The sequence below is a fragment of the Nonlabens xylanidelens genome (assembly GCF_002934445.1).
GTDB lineage: Bacteria > Bacteroidota > Bacteroidia > Flavobacteriales > Flavobacteriaceae > Nonlabens > Nonlabens xylanidelens.
On the sequence record NZ_PTJE01000005.1, the window covers coordinates 1 to 16760 of the forward strand.

Annotated in this window: 16 protein-coding genes; 1 reads left to right on the forward strand and 15 read right to left on the reverse strand. The window is 31.0% G+C overall.

The genetic code is table 11. The features are described 5' to 3' along the window. Positions 1 to 362 (forward strand): transposase (locus LY01_RS10560; protein ID WP_146080415.1); only part of this gene is annotated, 362 nt, incomplete at its 5' end. A 47-nt stretch (positions 363 to 409) separates the two neighbouring features. On the opposite strand, the gene LY01_RS10565 is transcribed toward LY01_RS10560, so the two are convergent. The 15 genes from LY01_RS10565 to LY01_RS10645 form a co-directional block, all read right to left on the reverse strand. Next, the gene (locus tag LY01_RS10565) at positions 410 to 1345 is read right to left on the reverse strand and encodes a two-component regulator propeller domain-containing protein (RefSeq protein ID WP_104515824.1); all 936 of its coding nucleotides are present in this window, start codon (positions 1343 to 1345) and stop codon (positions 410 to 412) included. A 512-nt stretch (positions 1346 to 1857) separates the two neighbouring features. Then, the gene (locus LY01_RS10575; RefSeq protein WP_211289295.1) at positions 1858 to 2244 is read right to left on the reverse strand and encodes a barstar family protein; all 387 of its coding nucleotides are present in this window, start codon (positions 2242 to 2244) and stop codon (positions 1858 to 1860) included. A gap of 298 nt (positions 2245 to 2542) precedes the next feature. Then, the gene (locus tag LY01_RS10580) at positions 2543 to 3460 is read right to left on the reverse strand and encodes an AraC family transcriptional regulator (protein WP_245890703.1); all 918 of its coding nucleotides are present in this window, start codon (positions 3458 to 3460) and stop codon (positions 2543 to 2545) included. A 267-nt stretch (positions 3461 to 3727) separates the two neighbouring features. Next, a complete protein-coding gene (locus LY01_RS10585) occupies positions 3728 to 4399 on the reverse strand; it encodes a hypothetical protein (RefSeq protein WP_104515827.1) in 672 nt (223 codons plus the stop codon). A gap of 77 nt (positions 4400 to 4476) precedes the next feature. After that, positions 4477 to 5079, reverse strand: a complete 603-nt coding sequence (locus LY01_RS10590) for a hypothetical protein (protein WP_104515828.1) — start codon at positions 5077 to 5079, stop codon at positions 4477 to 4479. 227 nt (positions 5080 to 5306) lie between these two features. After that, positions 5307 to 6335 carry an MATE family efflux transporter gene (locus tag LY01_RS10595; protein WP_104515829.1) on the reverse strand — a complete coding sequence of 343 codons (1029 nt, stop codon included), beginning with the start codon at positions 6333 to 6335 and terminating at the stop codon, positions 5307 to 5309. Positions 6336 to 6531: 196 nt separating this feature from the next. After that, a complete protein-coding gene (locus LY01_RS10600) occupies positions 6532 to 6885 on the reverse strand; it encodes a hypothetical protein (protein WP_104515830.1) in 354 nt (117 codons plus the stop codon). Positions 6886 to 6987: 102 nt separating this feature from the next. Continuing rightward, a complete protein-coding gene (locus LY01_RS10605) occupies positions 6988 to 7215 on the reverse strand; it encodes a hypothetical protein (RefSeq protein ID WP_104515831.1) in 228 nt (75 codons plus the stop codon). Positions 7216 to 7853: 638 nt separating this feature from the next. Then, entirely contained in the window at positions 7854 to 8477 is a 624-nt protein-coding gene (locus LY01_RS10610) for a hypothetical protein (RefSeq protein WP_146080416.1), read from the reverse strand. Between the two features lie 300 nt (positions 8478 to 8777). Next, entirely contained in the window at positions 8778 to 9203 is a 426-nt protein-coding gene (locus LY01_RS10615; RefSeq protein WP_104515833.1) for a hypothetical protein, read from the reverse strand. 589 nt (positions 9204 to 9792) lie between these two features. After that, the gene (locus LY01_RS10620) at positions 9793 to 11679 is read right to left on the reverse strand and encodes a ligand-binding sensor domain-containing protein (RefSeq protein WP_104515834.1); all 1887 of its coding nucleotides are present in this window, start codon (positions 11677 to 11679) and stop codon (positions 9793 to 9795) included. A gap of 146 nt (positions 11680 to 11825) precedes the next feature. Then, the gene (locus LY01_RS10625) at positions 11826 to 12629 is read right to left on the reverse strand and encodes a hypothetical protein (protein WP_104515835.1); all 804 of its coding nucleotides are present in this window, start codon (positions 12627 to 12629) and stop codon (positions 11826 to 11828) included. Between the two features lie 378 nt (positions 12630 to 13007). Continuing rightward, positions 13008 to 14270 (reverse strand): DUF6236 family protein, encoded by a 1263-nt coding sequence (locus LY01_RS10630; protein WP_104515836.1) that lies wholly within the window; start codon positions 14268 to 14270, stop codon positions 13008 to 13010. A gap of 1082 nt (positions 14271 to 15352) precedes the next feature. Continuing rightward, positions 15353 to 15739 carry a hypothetical protein gene (locus LY01_RS10640; RefSeq protein WP_104515838.1) on the reverse strand — a complete coding sequence of 129 codons (387 nt, stop codon included), beginning with the start codon at positions 15737 to 15739 and terminating at the stop codon, positions 15353 to 15355. A gap of 200 nt (positions 15740 to 15939) precedes the next feature. Next, positions 15940 to 16713, reverse strand: a complete 774-nt coding sequence (locus LY01_RS10645; protein WP_104515839.1) for a S1/P1 nuclease — start codon at positions 16711 to 16713, stop codon at positions 15940 to 15942. Positions 16714 to 16760 lie beyond the last annotated feature (47 nt).

The following is a 16760-nucleotide window of genomic DNA, read 5'->3' on the forward strand; positions in this document are numbered from 1 at the left end:
CTGCTTTAATGTTAGTTGTTTTAACCGATGGATTTGAGCGTTTTAAAAGTGGAAGTGAGCTATGCAGTTATGCTGGATTAACACCTATAATAAGGCAAAGCGGAACGAGCATAAATGGAAGAGCACGTATAAGTAAAATAGGTAACCAGAAGTTAAGAAACCTACTGTTTATGTGCAGTTTTAATGCTTGTAAATACAACAAAGCATGCAAGGCAATTTACGATCGAATAGTAGCCAAAGGAAAGAGTAAAAAACTAGCTTTAATAGCTGTCTGTAATAAGCTCTTAAAACAGGCTTTTGCTATAGCAAAATCAGGATTAATATATGATGACGGATATAGAAGTGTATTGGTTAGAAATTAAGTGAAATTCGCTTGTTTTTTACCACAGTTCTTTGTTGTAAAACGTTTTTATAATTCTATTTTAAACAATCCATAACCTGTAGCAATCCAGGCAATGTTATTTTCAATTGCTATGTCCATAATTGCATTTCCTCTTTGTCGGAAAAATATAGATTGTATTTTGTCGTTTGTAGCAATATTTAATCCATCGTTTGTCGCCATCCAATAATTTCCATTATCATCGATTTCGATATCTCTAACCATATTATTCGATAAATCAGAATTTTCTTTGTTCACGTGATTCCATTTATCATTTTTTAGGATTGAATATCCTCCAGTTAAATTTCCTCCATAACCAATGTAAAGTTCGTTGTCATCATATAATCTTAAAGCACGAACATATTGTTGCAATTCAGAATTTTCGGTTGTCAATGATTCCCATTTTGTATTTTTATAAATAAGCAATCCGCTATTATGTCCTACGTAAATTTCTTTGTCGCTTTTAACAGCCAATGCTCTTATGGTAACACTTTTCGGTAGTTTAATTTTTTTCCATTCAATACCATTGAAAGATGTCAATCCGTTAGAACCTCCAAAATATATTATTCCGTTTTCATCTTCTGTTATATCGATGATTGAAATTTTAGATAATTTGATTTCGCTTGAAGAATAGGTCGTCCAATCTTTTCCGTCAAATTTTGCTAAACCATTTGGTTGCGAAAATGATACCCAAATATTATCTTTTGAATCGATAAAAATTGGGGAAATGTATTTTCCTTTGATAACAGAATTATTGGCGTCAAAAGTTGTGAATTTTTCGCCATCAAATTTTATAAGTCCAGATTTCGCACTTCCTAGCCATTTATTTCCATCTTTATCAACTGCGATTCCCCAAAAATCATCATCTGTCAATTCAGAGTTTTCTTTTGTAAAATGCTCGATATTTTGTCCAAAACTAAATTGGATAAATAGAATTATTAATATGGTCGATAATGTTTTTCTCATATGTGCTACAACGTTGTTGTATATGGTTTGTTGCGTGGTTTAGCACGTAATTTAGTAAATAAAAACCGAATAGAAAATCCGCGAGGATTTTCGTAATTAGGCTAGAACTAGCAATAAATTATATATGGTGTTGTAAGTAGTTTTTTATTCAGTTTATAATGTATTTGTTATTTCCTTTTCGTAAAATTTTCCTCTATCGTCAGTCGCAATAACTTTTGGTCTTTTTCCATTTTCCCAAATTAGTTCAAATGATTTTAGAGAGTCAAATTCCACATTTTGTGATTTGAAATGCTCATTTATGTTATCATACTAATACCCAATTGATTTAGTAATTCGGTCAGAAATCATTGTCTTTGGTTGGAATTTTTTAGTTTTCCAATCAATTTTTATGTCATAATTCTTTCCACTTATTTTATTCAATTCATCAATTACGAAATCAGAATCAACATAATTTTCATAGCTTAAAAAACTATGTCCAAAATTGTGAATTGCTGAAGGAATATTTTTGTATTTCACACCTCTGATTTTTCCACTATTAAATCTACGAATTCAGCGTTTCTCAATAAATCTAGAATAAAATCAAAATCATCTTTCCCGAATACTTTTTCCAGTTTTTCAGTTCCGATTATTTCTATAATACAATCTCCTGGAAAACCTGGTCCTTCTGCTGTTATAGCGTCATTAAAAGCATCAAGATTTTTTCCAAAATGTTTTACCGATTCAGAGTCTATTTCCGCAACGTATTTATTCCAAAAATCTTGTTTAGATTCACAAAATTCTCCGTTTATAAATATTTTTCTCTTGTGTCTCGTTTTTCCATTTTCGTCTGTTACAATACTTACAAAAGTGTCTTTTCCATAAGCCATTTTATCAAAGACTTTAGAATAGCCAAGATTCAACCATCTTTTATAAATCAATTTTCCATTGAAATATAAGTAAAGTTCATTGTCATTCTTTATTTCCTTTCGTATTATCACGGTTTGTTTAAATTACTTACAACGGGCAAAGGTATAAGGCGTGTGAGGCGTTTTACACCTTTGCCTGTTCAGGCCAATTAGTAGTTTGGGAGTCTTAAAACAGGCTTTTGCTATAGCAAAATCAGGATTAATATATGATGACGGATATAGAAGTGTACTTGTTAGAAATTAAGTGAAATTTGCTTGTTTTTTACCACAGTTCTTTGTTGTACAGCGTTTTTTATTCAATCGGTATGCAAAAATCAACAATTGCTTTCTTTTGAGGGTGTTCGTTAAGGTTATTATGATAAATCTCAAAAGGATTTCCTTCGCCTTTTTTATAACCATTTTCGTTCATCCAGATGAATAACCCAGTCCAAGATTTTTCGAATTCGTTTAGTCCGATTTCAAAACTACCAACAATAAATTTTCCTTCTTTAATTGATGTAAGTCCAATTTCTCCATCAGTTTCAACAGACTGATTTAATAGGATACAAGCACTCATTCTTACTTTATTCGCTTCTGTGACTTTAAAACTATCGTGGTAAATCGTAACCATTTTAGTTTGTTCATTCATTAAACCTTTTGGTGTCGTCCATTGCATTAATTTTTGGTAAGCATTTCCAAGGTTTTGAGGACCAATACTTGATACATAAGCCAATTCCATTTTTGGCATTTCTTTAATTTCAATTTTTGCATTCATTTTTATCCAAATTTTAAGATTATTAATGACGCAAATATATTTGTCATAGTCAGGATACTCTTGACCATTCTTGCTTTCCAATTGACGTATCTTGCTAAACTTATTTGGATTTTGTTTTCTAAATTCAGTCGGACTTATTCCATAATATTTTTTAAAGGCTCTTGTAAATGAAGAATTATCGTTAAAACCACATTTAAGAGATATTTCTGAAATTCCAACATTTTTATGGATTAAATCTAATGCTGACTTTTCTATTCTTCGCCTTGTCACATATTCGTTCAAAGTTTCTTCTGTGATAAACTTAAATATTCTATGGAAATGGTATGGTGAAAAGAAAGCAATATCAGAAATAGTATTTAATGACAGGTCAGAATCTAAATTTTCGTCAATATATTGGAAAACTCGATTTATTCTGTTTTGGTAATCTATTTGTATTTCTTTATCTAAAATTTTCATTGGTTGTCAAATGCTGTACAACGGTCTTGTATATGGCTCGTAGCGTGTAAATTATGAACTTATTTTCGGTTAAGCACGAGCCAAATTTTTAATTTTCTTATTATCTTTTTTTATCAATAAGCCAAATTAAAAAATTTGGCGGACTAGCAAATATACCTTAACTTTGATTAAGCAACTAACTAGCTATGAGCTATATACGTTGTTGTGGTGCGTTTTTCCTGCGCTTAATTTACGTTTCCGATTTTTTAATTTCCGTAATAAGTGCTTTTATTTTCTAACTATTTTCCAAACAATAAATCCGACTAATAAAATTCCTAAAATTATTCCGATATATTTAATTGCATTATTATCGTTCAGATTGTTATTTTGAATTTGGTTTAAATGTTCGTCCACAATGCCTTTTGTTTCCGTAAATGTCTTTTGAAATTCGTATTTTTCTTTTATAATTTGTTCAGTTTGTGGGTCAAATCCAGTAAATCCGTTTTCGATAAGAACATTTGTAATAGTTTTTATCTCTTTGTTAATTCCGTCATTGCTATTCGAATCCCAATAAGGTAGAGAAATTGCTATTTGACTATTAAACATCGAAATTTGATAAGTCGGAAAATTCAGTTCAATATAATCCTCAGTTTTGCTTTCAAAAACTTCAAAACTCAATCCTTTTTCATTTAAGATTGTCTTAATTTCCAGCATTAAATCTTTAGACACAAAGAGTTCGTCTGATTCAGTTGGTTTCGCAGATTCCAGAATTGAATTAGCGTTTTCCGCTTTAAGGTCTTTCTTTTTTATGAAATATATATCGTAACTCACAATGTTTGTCTTAAATGCACCACAACGTTCAGTATAAGGAACGTAGGGCAGATGATAAGCTATACGTTTCGGTTTGGTACTAAGCCAAATATAATATTTTGCTTTTATCTTTTTTATTGAAAATGCCAAATTTTATATTTGGCGACTTTGTAAATAAACACAGACCTCTCGGTTTAGCACAAACTCCCTATGTTTTTTATACATTGTTAGCAGCTGTTTTTTAATCGTTTGTATTCATTTCCGCAACTTTCCTCAAAGTCTTTTAGATTCTCAAAAATATTCAGTCCAGCCATTCCTGTTCCGTGAGGTGCAGTTATTGTTTCGGTTATTATATTTCCGTTTTCTAATTCCAAAAAACCTGCAGAATCATAGTCCTCAAACATTATGAAATTCACGATTTTTAGATTCTGAAATTTTTTCATTTCGTTGTCAATAATCTCTGTCGATTTTGATTTATACTTTTTAGGAATTTCGTTTTTAATTCCGAGTTTATATTTTAGTCGCCCGAATAAAGTTGAGTTTTGATTCCTTTTAACATCTTCTCTTACGTCTTTCCAAGTTTTGCCCTCTGGAAAATTAAATTCAGTTGATTCAATTCGGATTTTATCACTTGATTTCATTACTAAACTTTCAGATTTAGCTATCGGTTTAGTCTCAATATTTTCAGATTCGAAATCCCAGGGAATCGAAACTGTTTTTCCATTAGTTAATTCAATAAAAACTTGTCCTTGGTCAAGTCCGCCAACTTCCATTTTTGACCAAACGAGAATATCTTTAATTCTTTCTCCAAGTAATTCTTTCGTGTTCATTTTTTCAAATTGATGCTAACGGTCTTGTATATGGCTCGTAGCGTGTAAATTATGAACTTATTTTCGGTTAAGCACGAGCCAAATTTTTAATTTTCTTATTATCTTTTTTTATCAATAAGCCAAATTAAAAAATTTGGCGGACTAGCAAATATACCTTAACTCCGATTAAGCAACTGGCTAGATATGAGTTATATACGTTGTTATACACCGTTTATTTTCGCAAGATATTATTTAGGAAGAAACCTTTGATGATCATACAATTTCTCCATTCCAATATAATGCTTTATCAGATCAGCTTTTTGATCTTCTGATAAATTTTTACCATATTTACTTTCTATAATAATTCTTAATCTTTTTAGTTCGCTGTCCGATAATTTCTCGTAATAAGAAAAAACTTGCTCCTTATTTTCTATTTCATCGAGATTTACAATTGGTGCAATTTCAAATATCATTTGTTCTTTTTTTTCAGCTTCATAAGTTTTATTTGATTGAGTAAAACTCTTTACATCATTTTCTTTTTGAGCTGACGGTAATTCAGTTATTTTAATTTTTTGCTTTAATTTATCAGCTTTATAGACCTTTTTAGATTCTAATTGTAGGTTAAGCTTGGTATAATCCATTCCATAAATCTTTCTTATAATTAAACCAACCAATATTGCTAAAATAGCTCTTAAAATAAAATGCAAAGTGTCATTTTCGATTACGAACATTATGAGAAATTCAACAATACCGTAAACTATAAAAACAAACCCTAAAATTCTGAATAAAGTTTGCTCAACTACGTCAATCTTTCGAAAATTATTACCTAGCAAAATACAAAACAAAATATTGATACCATTTGAAATAAATATTAAAGCAATACTTAAGAATGAGGAAATAGCAAAGGCAGATAAGGTATTAAATCCAACAGGATCCTGAAGTGAAAAATATAAGTTTACGGATTTATACATCACAATTCCCATCAAAATTGCTGGAATTACTAAAAAAATCATATAAAAATTGATTAATAAATTTGCTTTTTTATAGTTAATTACATTATTTAAAAAACGTTTAAAAAAAAACATAATTATTATCCATAAGAAACTACTAAATACCGCAAAGCCGTTAGCCGTAAATCCGTGAAACCAAGTTCCGTCAACGTAAAAGAACTGATTATAAATCGCCATTACGATTAATATTGCGGAATAAAAGAGTGCTATTACTCCAAAAACCTTATAAATTTTTGGAATAACTATTATTTGCTCGGAACTACTCATATATAATTTTCTTTAATGATTTGGTTTTAGCCGTAATGTTCTTTTTTAAATGGTGTATAACGATTTTGTGTATGATTAGTGGCGTGTTTAAGCACCTAATTTAGCAAATAAAAACCGAATAGAAAATCCGCGAGGATTTTCGTAAGTAGGCGAAAACTAGCCATTAATTATACACGTTGTTGCCATTTCGTTGTTTTTATTTTCTTAAATTCAAAAGTCCGATTATAATTAACGGAATGCTGAATGGTATCATAAATGCTAAAAGTTTTTTGTCGGGAATATAAATCCATAAAAAAGTTGTTGAAATCACAAAAATTATTATTTCTCCATATACATTTTTCAAATCGTATTTTTTGAAAATAGCACCAATTAATACAGGGATAATCATTCCTAGAGAAATTCCTGAAATCATCAGTCCAGATAGGAATAGTCCAGTTTCCATTCCGTTCATATAACTCACAAAAATAAACAATGGAATAACCCAAAGAAACCAGGAATTAGTTTTTAAAACTGACTTTAGTTTATTCCGATTTATTTCTGCTTTATTCATAATTTTTCAATTCCGTTCGAGTAAGTATTTCCATAACAGGCTAAATTCAGAATTTGAGTTATAATTCAACTTTTTATTTGTCAAAAATCAGTTATTGAAAGCCTATCGATATTGATTAAAAATATTTACATTAATATCCATAATCCCGTATTTTTCATTGGTCGAATATTTTTTCGCATCCAAGTCTGTTAATTTGAGATTAGGAATATCATCCGTGAATTTTTTATTTCCAATTGGGTCGTCAATAAAGTGTGGACACACAATTTTAAAATCACTTGAATTTTTGATTTGTTTTTCTGATTTGAGTTTTAATGCTTCTTCGAAATTCATATATAATTATTTTAAGCAAAGATAATTAGGGTGTTTCGAAAGAAAAATTCTGTCACAAAAACACAAATCCCATATCCTTTTTTCCATTCAGAGTGCGTTCCGCCAATGAATGGCAACGGGCAAAGGTATAAGGCGTGTGAGGCGTTTTGCTTTGTATCCCAATGTTAGAGATGTTAATTTAGGATTTTAAAGATAGACTAAATTTGAATTATACAGCCTCACAGGTAGCCTTTAAAACGCCTGATACGCTTTATGCTTTGTTCACGCCAGTTATTTGTGGCAGCATGACAAAAGCAAGTATGCACCGGATTTAAGACGAGGCGTTTTACACCTTTGCCCGTTCAGGCCAATTAGTAGTTTGGGAGTCTTAAAATTGTTAATTTGTTTATCCTAGAGATTTCTTTATATTTTTCATGGCTATGGAGTAGAGTAATTTTAGTTCGCAATAGGAATAAATTAAAATTTTATAGCGTAGAACTACGGCCGCAGGTAATTGGCCTGAACGTTGTTGTATAAGATTAGTTGCGTGATTTAAGCACTAAAGTTAGCAAATAAATCACAAATAGAAAGTCCGCGAGGACTTTCGTAAGTAGGCTAGAACCAGCAATTAATTTTATACGGTGTTGTACACAGTATTTTTAATTATTATAAGGGTCCATAATTCCAATTGGTTTATGACCTTGTTCTTTTTTCAATTGTCTTTTATTAAAACTACCTTCAAATTCATTCGAGTATATTGTCAAATTTTCATTAATGTAAAGTTCAAACCTGAACTTTGTTTTAATTTTCCCTTTCACGCAAGGTGCTGAAAAATCCCAGTATTCATTCGGTTTTATGTAAACACTATGATAACTATTTCCACACCAACTACTTGGTAGATATTCTATGTCTCTCCACTCATTTTTATAGAACACTTGTCTTTTCAAATATAATCTACTGTCTTGTGCTGGTAATTCTGATATTGAATCCGATTTATTAATAATAAATACTTTAAAACCTAAAATTCCTTTTTCAAATTCAGCAGTCAATTCAGGTTTTACAATGATTTCTAATTTGTTTGATTTTGAATATTCCGATATTTCAGATGTTAGGTTTTTAGGTGAATTTTTATCTTCGTAAAATCCACCAAGAGCAGTCGAGTCAACTTGACTTGTTCCAGCATAAAAATATCCACGTAGTTTAAACTTTACATTCAAACATTCTTGTCCAAATGATATTTGAGATGCGAATATTCCAAGTGCAATAAGAATTACTTTTTTCATAAGTTTAAGTTTTGATTCAAACATATTGGATTATTATTATCATTTCAAGTTGAATTTAGTCAAAGTACACTTTCGATGAGTGAGTGCGCCGATATTGTGTACAACGGCTCAGTGTATGAAACGTAGCGTATAAAAATACACTACATTTTGGGTTTATCACAGAGCCAATTTTTTATATTTTGATTTAACTACTCAGTTTTAAAGCCAAATTAAAAACTTGGCGGTCTCAGCAAATAAAACACAAACTTTTCGATTAAACACTTAACTAGCTATGTTTTATACACCGTGTTGTACCTAGTTTTATTTTGGAAGTGAAATATCAGCCACTTTTTTGATATCACAGCCAATAACGAATATTCGTGTCCTCATGTCTTCAAATCCTCCATATGGGATTTCGTCAGTCCAATATTCAATGTTGCGTTTTTTTAATTCAGATATTATTTCATTTAATCGATGCTTTTCTTTTATCATTCCGATATAATTCCGATTTGCATATTGGTCAGATTTTATTTGGTCAAATGCATAATTTACTGCTTCTTCCTCAGTTTTGAAGTATTTTAAGGTTCGTCTTTCACCACGCTCTGTATAATACCAAGAATATAAACCACCATTATTATCAAGTCCAAAACCATTGTGGATAAAACTTCCATTAATGCTATAACTGTTAAAAGTATAACAATTAGATTTCATCCATTGTTCAAGTTCTATTTCTGTCTCTATTTTCATTCAGTATTTAATTGGGTACAACGGGCAAAGGTATAAGGCGTGTGAGGCGTTTTGCTTTGTATCCCAATGTTAGAGATGTTAATTTAGGATTTTAAAGATAGACTAAATTTGAATTATACAGCCTCACAGGTAGCCTTTAAAACGCCTGATACGCTTTATGCTTTGTTCACGCCAGTTATTTGTGGCAGCATGACAAAAGCAAGTATGCACCGGATTTAAGACGAGGCGTTTTACACCTTTGCCCGTTCAGGCCAATTAGTAGTTTGGGAGTCTTAAAATTGTTAATTTGTTTAGCCTAGAGATAGCTTTATATTTTTCATGGCTATGGAGTAGAGTAATTTTAGTTCGCAATAGGAACAAATTAAAATTTTATAGCGTAGAACTACGGCCGCAGGTAATTGGCCTGAACGTTCAGTATAAGAAACGTAGGGCAGGTGATAAGCGATACGTTTCGGATTGATACTAAGCCAAATATAATATTTTGCTTTTATCTTTTTTGTTGAAAATGTTAAATTTTATATTTGGTGACTTCATAAATAAACACAGACCTTTAGGCAAGCCTAATCTGCCCTATGTTTTTTATACACTGTTATGTAGCGTTTATTTTTAGTCTAATTTTAGCTCCAAATCCTTTAACAGGTTTGTTTCTGTAACCTATCGCATTTTTATTTAATGTTTTGACGAAATAATCATTCAAGTCTTTTTTCGCAACATTTTCTCTGTTTCTCTTGACGTTTTTTGTTTCATTAAACTCAATGATTAAATCTGATTTACTAATTTTAATGATTACAGAATCAATATCTGTAACAAGTCTTTCGTTGGGTGATTTCGAAAAATCGTAAATATTAATTCTGCACATTGAACAGATTATATAACCATCATATTCTTTAGGAATCATTTTTTCAATTTGCTTTATTTCAAATTGTCTGTCTTTATTCGTTTCAAAAGTTAAAGCTTTTTTTATGTTAGAATTTATATTGTTAAACTTTAAATCATTTAATTTTATTCCAACCAAATTGTATGGAACATTTGTGTCTGTTATTTCGAAGGTAAATTTAGAATCTAAGAAATAGGTAATTATTGAAGATAGTAAAGCCCTAAATGCAGGTAATATTTTTTTATTAATCTTTTCCAGCACATCGGAACCTAAGAAACCAAGAGAATTTTGAATAATTTCGTCTATTTCAGATTCTGAAGTTATTTTTTCTTTTAATTCTTCTGTTAAACCAGATATAAGTCTTTCATATTGTTTTATTTCATTGTTTACGGTTTCCTTTATTTGATTTTCTAATATTTGACAAATATTAAAAATAAAAATAGGTAAGTTGTTTTTTTTGAATTTTTTGTCAATAAAGAAATCATAAACTTTTTCATTCGTTTTAGGATTGAAATCTAAAGAAGCTTCTACAGGATTACATTTCCGTTTTACTGTTTGAATATTTCTATATTCATTAAGAATAGATTTACGTTTTATATTATTTTCTTTGATTTTAAATCTAAAAAAATGTGTTAGTTCAATATCATCACTTTCCCTTAACCCTTTGTCAAATGCTTTTTCTAATATTTCTCTGTAATTCTTTTTTTTCGCAGGTAAAGATTTAATAAAATTAAGACTATTAAGTTCGTATTCTTTTTGTTTGGTTAAAACTTCTTTATTTAAATAAACTTCATTTATTAATACTGAAACTAAAGGGTCTAATACATTAAAGACACTTTTGTTTTTTAATTTACTTTCATAGACATCTACAGACATCAATGTAGATAATGGGTTTATAGTAAATGGAATATGTGTATTATGACCATCAATAGAAATTATAGCTATTTCTCTTGCGTAATAAGCTAAATGCTTAAGTAACTCTAACTTTGTTTGATTTACTCTTGTAGTTGTTTTACCTAATAAGAATAACTTATAAATTTTAATTATTTGCTTTTTCTTTGTGACACTTTTAATCTTTTTGTTAATTCTCCATAGAGTAAGGATGTGATGGAAATTAGGGTAATCAAATGAATCGATAACATTTAAAGCATAATCTTTTAAATCTTTATCATCTATACTATTAATCAATTCAGATTTAAAACCTCTTCTTTCATTAGTAAATAATAGAAGTGCTTTTTCGTCTCCAATGGTTTTAAAAGTATGACCGAAGTTTGAAAGTAAAAACCAAGTTTTGATAAGTGAGTTCCCAAAATATTCTTTTCCGTCAATTTTGATAGACCCGATTGCATTTGGTGTTCCTTTGTATGTGTTTTCAATTACGTCAATCAAGAAACATTGAAGCATTAAATATTCATATCTTGAATGGTTTGAACTTTCTAAAACATCAGCAATAACACCTAAATGTTTCATAGACTTTTGCCTCTCAAATTCTAATTCTTTTTCATAGATTTTAATTATTTCAGAGGATATTCCATAAAAGTTTATTCTAATATTACCAATAAAAGATAGGTTTATTTTTTTTGAATAAGAATTTTTCATAGTCTTTTTTGGTAATGCTACATAACGTTGTTGTATATGGTTTGTTGCGTGTTTTAAGCACCTAATTTAGCAAATAAAAACCGAATAGAATATTCCGCAGGAATGTTCGTAAGTAGGCTAAAACTAGCAATAAATTATATACGGTGTTACCACACGTTTTTTATTTTTTCAATTCGTTCGGGATATTTTCCGTTTTCTAAAAATTCGTTAAATTCTTTTCCAGTAAATTTTACATTCCCAGAATTTATTGTTGTGTTTTTCCAATTTGAAACTATTAATTGAATGGAATTAAACAACTCTTTATTTTCGTCTCCATTTTCAATTCCTATTCGTAATTCTCCATTTTCTAAACCGATAAATTTGAAAAACAAACCTTTTTGAGTTTCACTTATTTTATTTAGAGTTTGGATAAAATATCCACTATAATCTGGATATGGAACATTTTCGGATTGAATAAGTTCGCTCGCAAAATATCTAAAACCTGTTTTAAAACCATATTCTTCAAGTTTTTCAATCCAATAATTGGCTGTTGGAACTTCTTTTTCGGTTGTTGTGATATAAATCTCACGGTTACTAATCCAAGGTTTTGTATAGGTTTGAGTGATTTTCGGTTCGCTAATTTCTATGGATTCACAATTCAATTCAAACACACTTTCTGTATCGAATTTTAAACCAATTCCTTTTTCCGTTAAGTCAATTCCGTTAATACAAGATTCTTTTGTTGGTGAGAATTGTTCTTTTTTATAAGTCCAATTCGTAAGTCCGATTGGTTTTAAACTAAACTCCTTTAATTCTTGTTTTTCTCCTGCGACATATGTTCCAACTGTTTGATATCCGACGACAATTTCAAGTCCGCTTTTTGAATCATTAATTTCAGATATAAATCCGTCTTCAAACCAATAATTTTGGTCGAGCCATTTCTCTAATTTAGTTCTGTTTTCGATGTTCATTCAAATGTGTGGTAACGGGCAAAGGTATAAGGCGTGTGAGGCGTTTTGCTTTGTATCCCAATGTTAGAGATGTTAATTTAGGATTTTAAAGATAGACTAATTATGAATTATACAGCCTCACAGGTAGCGTTTAAAACGCCTGATACGCTTTATGCTTTGTTCACGCCAGTTATTTGTGGCAGCATGACAAAAGTAAGTATGCACCGGATTTAAGACGAGGCGTTTTACACCTTTGCCTGTTCAGGCCAATTAGTAGTTTGGGAGTCTTAAAACAGGCTTTTGCCATAGCAAAATCAGGATTAATATACGATGACGGATATAGAAGTGTACTGGTTAGAAATTAAGTGAAATTCGCTTGTTTTTTACCACAGTTCTTTGTTATTCGAAGTATTTTTTTGCTTTCAGTAGATAATATATTCCATCTTTTTTATTTTTTTTGTTATTAGAATAATATTCAAATGCTGTATTAAAACTAATTATTCCGATACTCACTAAATAAATTAGGGTATTTGATATATCGTTTGATAGTGTAAGTAGAAGTGGGGAATATGATCTTGGATCACGGATTTCAGTTATTAGAGATTTAGCAACTGTCAGCTTTGTATCACCAAGTTTCTCAGATAGATTTTCAATCAGAGGTTTGACTTTTAGTTCTACGATCTTTTGAGCGTTTAAAGAAATAAACTCTGAATCATAATTTGATAAAAGATTTAAAGTGATTTCCTCAAGAGTTAATTTAAATTCCTTCAACTCATCTTTAGATTTGTTTCTAAATTCTAATATTTCGTGTGTAGGTATATTACTTAAATTTGGAATTCCAATTTTTATAGCTTGATGTACTAAAAATGGATTTACCTGAAATTGATTCTGAAATTCATTTTTTACTTTCAAAAAATGGGCATCTTGTGATGTATTAAATATAATTTCATTCATTATATTACTCGTAGTAATTGTACTATGTCCTAAGCTGTTAGCATCTATGTAAGATTGAATTAATTTACCTAAATATTCTTTTACCTCAAATAAATCATCTTTGTAAGTTGATTTAATGTCTTCAAATGTATTAGAAGTAGCTGTTCTTCTAAGATGTGGACTATTTAAAATTAAATTATGGAAAGCTCTTTGCTTTAAAATTTCTTTTTTTAGATACGATATCTCAGAGCTAAATATATTGGAAGAAGTAAGAGAGTTTATTTGAGTATTTAATGCATCGTTATTTATAAAATATACTTGTTCATTAGGATTTTTTGGTAAGATCTTTTTGTCATCTCCATAAATTAACTTTGATTTTTGTACTGGCACAAACGGTTTGCGATTAACCTTATAGTATTTTGTAGGAATATTTATTAATTCGCCAAAATCAATACTGTACTCAATTAGATTTTCATCTTCAAGTGGTTTTAAATGAGTTTTAAACTCGTCACTTAAAAAATCACCTGATTTAATGATAGAATTCTGTTTGTAAAATTTCTTTTTGCCTAAAGAATCAATTTTTTCGATGATTTGAGAATTTTCATCTTCAACGGAATGTATATATGGCTGTTCTACGATATCAATACGATCGAAGTATAATGCTAAAGCTTTAACATCATTATAATCTTCATTGAATTTGTGAGAAATATATTTTACTTTATTATCCATATGAGTATTTTGATATTTCGCATAACGGTTAGGTATAAGAGCAGTAAGCAGATAATTCCGAAGGAATTGCTGCCACGCCCTAAAAATAGCAAAAGCGCAATGAATTTCGAAGAAATTCAGCAGTGCTTATTGCTTTTATGCGGTGTTATGCAATGGTGGCGCTCTCAATATTGTCACGTTTAGATTCCGCTGTTGGGGCGTTGCTAGTGTAATATTCCTCATTGCCGCTTTACTTGTCAATTCCGCCTGAGTGGGAGAGAACCGCTTAAATTTCGCAATCGTTTTCAGATCCGCAAAGTTTTTATAAATTCCGCCCGCATTCCATTTATTAGTTTGCTTGCGGTTTGCGAAATTGCAACTCACATTCTCATTTACAACGCCACAAAACTCCATCACAAAATCGCAATCCTGCCATCTTGCATAACGGTAAGGCTATGATTCGTTTCAGTCATCAAGCCTTACCGTAAATTCTTAATTGATGGCTCTAAAGATATTACTTTGATCTAAATTACTGTTCTATCTTTAAAATGAATTATAGCGAGTGTTGTGAAATGTCAAGCATTTGCCACACTGCCATACATAATAACAAAACTTCATAAGGAATCTATGCCCTTTATACCTGAGTATAAGGGACGTTGATTCCTGTAAGATCATTCTGTATCTGACATATTAACAGCATGTTACTTTGGAATTCAATACTGAAAATACTAACTTTCAAGTTGTTTGTACGTTCTTACGTTCTGAAAATACGAGTTTTCAACCATGCAATCGAAACAACTTGCAAGGTCTTTCAACAGTTTTTATATCCATAATAGCATAGCTATAATAAACCTAGTTATAAATGAATCGGTGAATTTCAATGTTGCGAAATCTTTGATTTTTTGCAACGGTTGAGCTATGAACAGTACGGGAGCAAACTGGCGTTTGCTTTCCGCCAAGCACATAGCGAAATCTTTTGGTTTTGTTTTTTCTTTTTTTGTTCAAAAGCGAAATCCCAAAGATTTCGCGACCTCATAAAAATACGCAAACCCTGCGATTAAGCCCGAAGCCCGTATTGTTTATAGGTTTTGTTGTAAAACGTTTTATTCCGCTTGAGTTATTAACGGTTTGCCATTATCTATAACACTTATACAATCATTTATTCCAAGAATCAAATATTCCGTGTTTTGGCTTGAGTGTCCACTAACAAATCCGTTTCGGCTTTTTTCTAGTTCAAACCACCCTCCGTGTTCTATTTCCCAAATCCATCCGCTGGCTCTTTTTTCATTATCCCAGAACTCGAGTAGGTCTCCTTCATCCAATACTCTGAATCCTATAATATTTTCAAAAGTCACGTAAACAGGCTCTTGTTGTTCCTCAAAATTTAAAGTTATAGTAAGTCTCCATAAATCGTAATTGATATTCACAATTTCAGGAACCCCTTTAGATTGAAGTTCAATTTTATGAGAGGATACTTTGAGAGGATTCATTTATGCGAATGTATTTTTAAATGTTTTACACCTTTGCCCGTTCAGGCCAATTAGTAGTTTGGGAGTCTTAAAATTGTTAATTTGTTTAGCCTAGTGATAGCTTTATGTTTTTCATTGCTATGGAGTAGAGTAATTTTAAGAATAGGTGGTGTTTAGGTTCCTCTTTCGCGAAAGCGGAAACCCCATCCAACTCTTTTCATTTATCCCAGTACTTCATTTAAAAGAGCTGCAAGACGCACGCCTCCTTTTTGTAACTGTCCACGTAATTTATTAAAATAGGCGTACATGTAACGGTAGCTTAGTTTTTCTCCTACCTCTGTATGTGCATAGATATCTTTTACAAGTACGCGGCTGTCTGCTAGCCACTCTCTATGGGTACCGCTGCCCATTGCTTTGCGTTCTTTTTTAGTTAATTGTGGCATGTTGCTAGCCAGTTCTGTATAAGACATGCCGTAGCTTTCTATCATTTGAGAATCCCAAACGCGGTGCAGGTTAGACCCATCTCTAAACCAGCGTACCTGAAAATCGTTACCACCTTTATCTTCACTTATACCGGTGTGTAATGGCTGGTGCAGGTCGCCTATAAAATGTACGAGCATGCGCAGTTGAAATGCTTTTTCTTCTTTACTAGCCGTTTTTGATTTAAGCGTTGCTATACAGGTGTCTATGGCTTTTATAATGTCGCCACGCTCACTTTTTTCATGACTGTCATAGTCTGCCTCAAAGGGTATGTTTACATAGTGATGTGGTCCATATTTTCTATAAAGGGTATCGCTCTTTATATCGTCTGCATAGGTAGAAACCAGTGCTAGAGACTCACCGTCTAGCAATTTTGAGATGGCTTTTCTAGCTTTTTTATTAAGGTACTGTTGTGCGATGGCACCAGTGGTGCGGTGGCCTGTTTTTCCCCAGTCGTCTGCAAGGGCAGGAGCGGTGGTACATAGAACTACTAGAATAAATAAGAAATGACGCATGATTATTTTTTTAATGGGGACTAAGGTAACTTGCAGGTCTGGTTTTA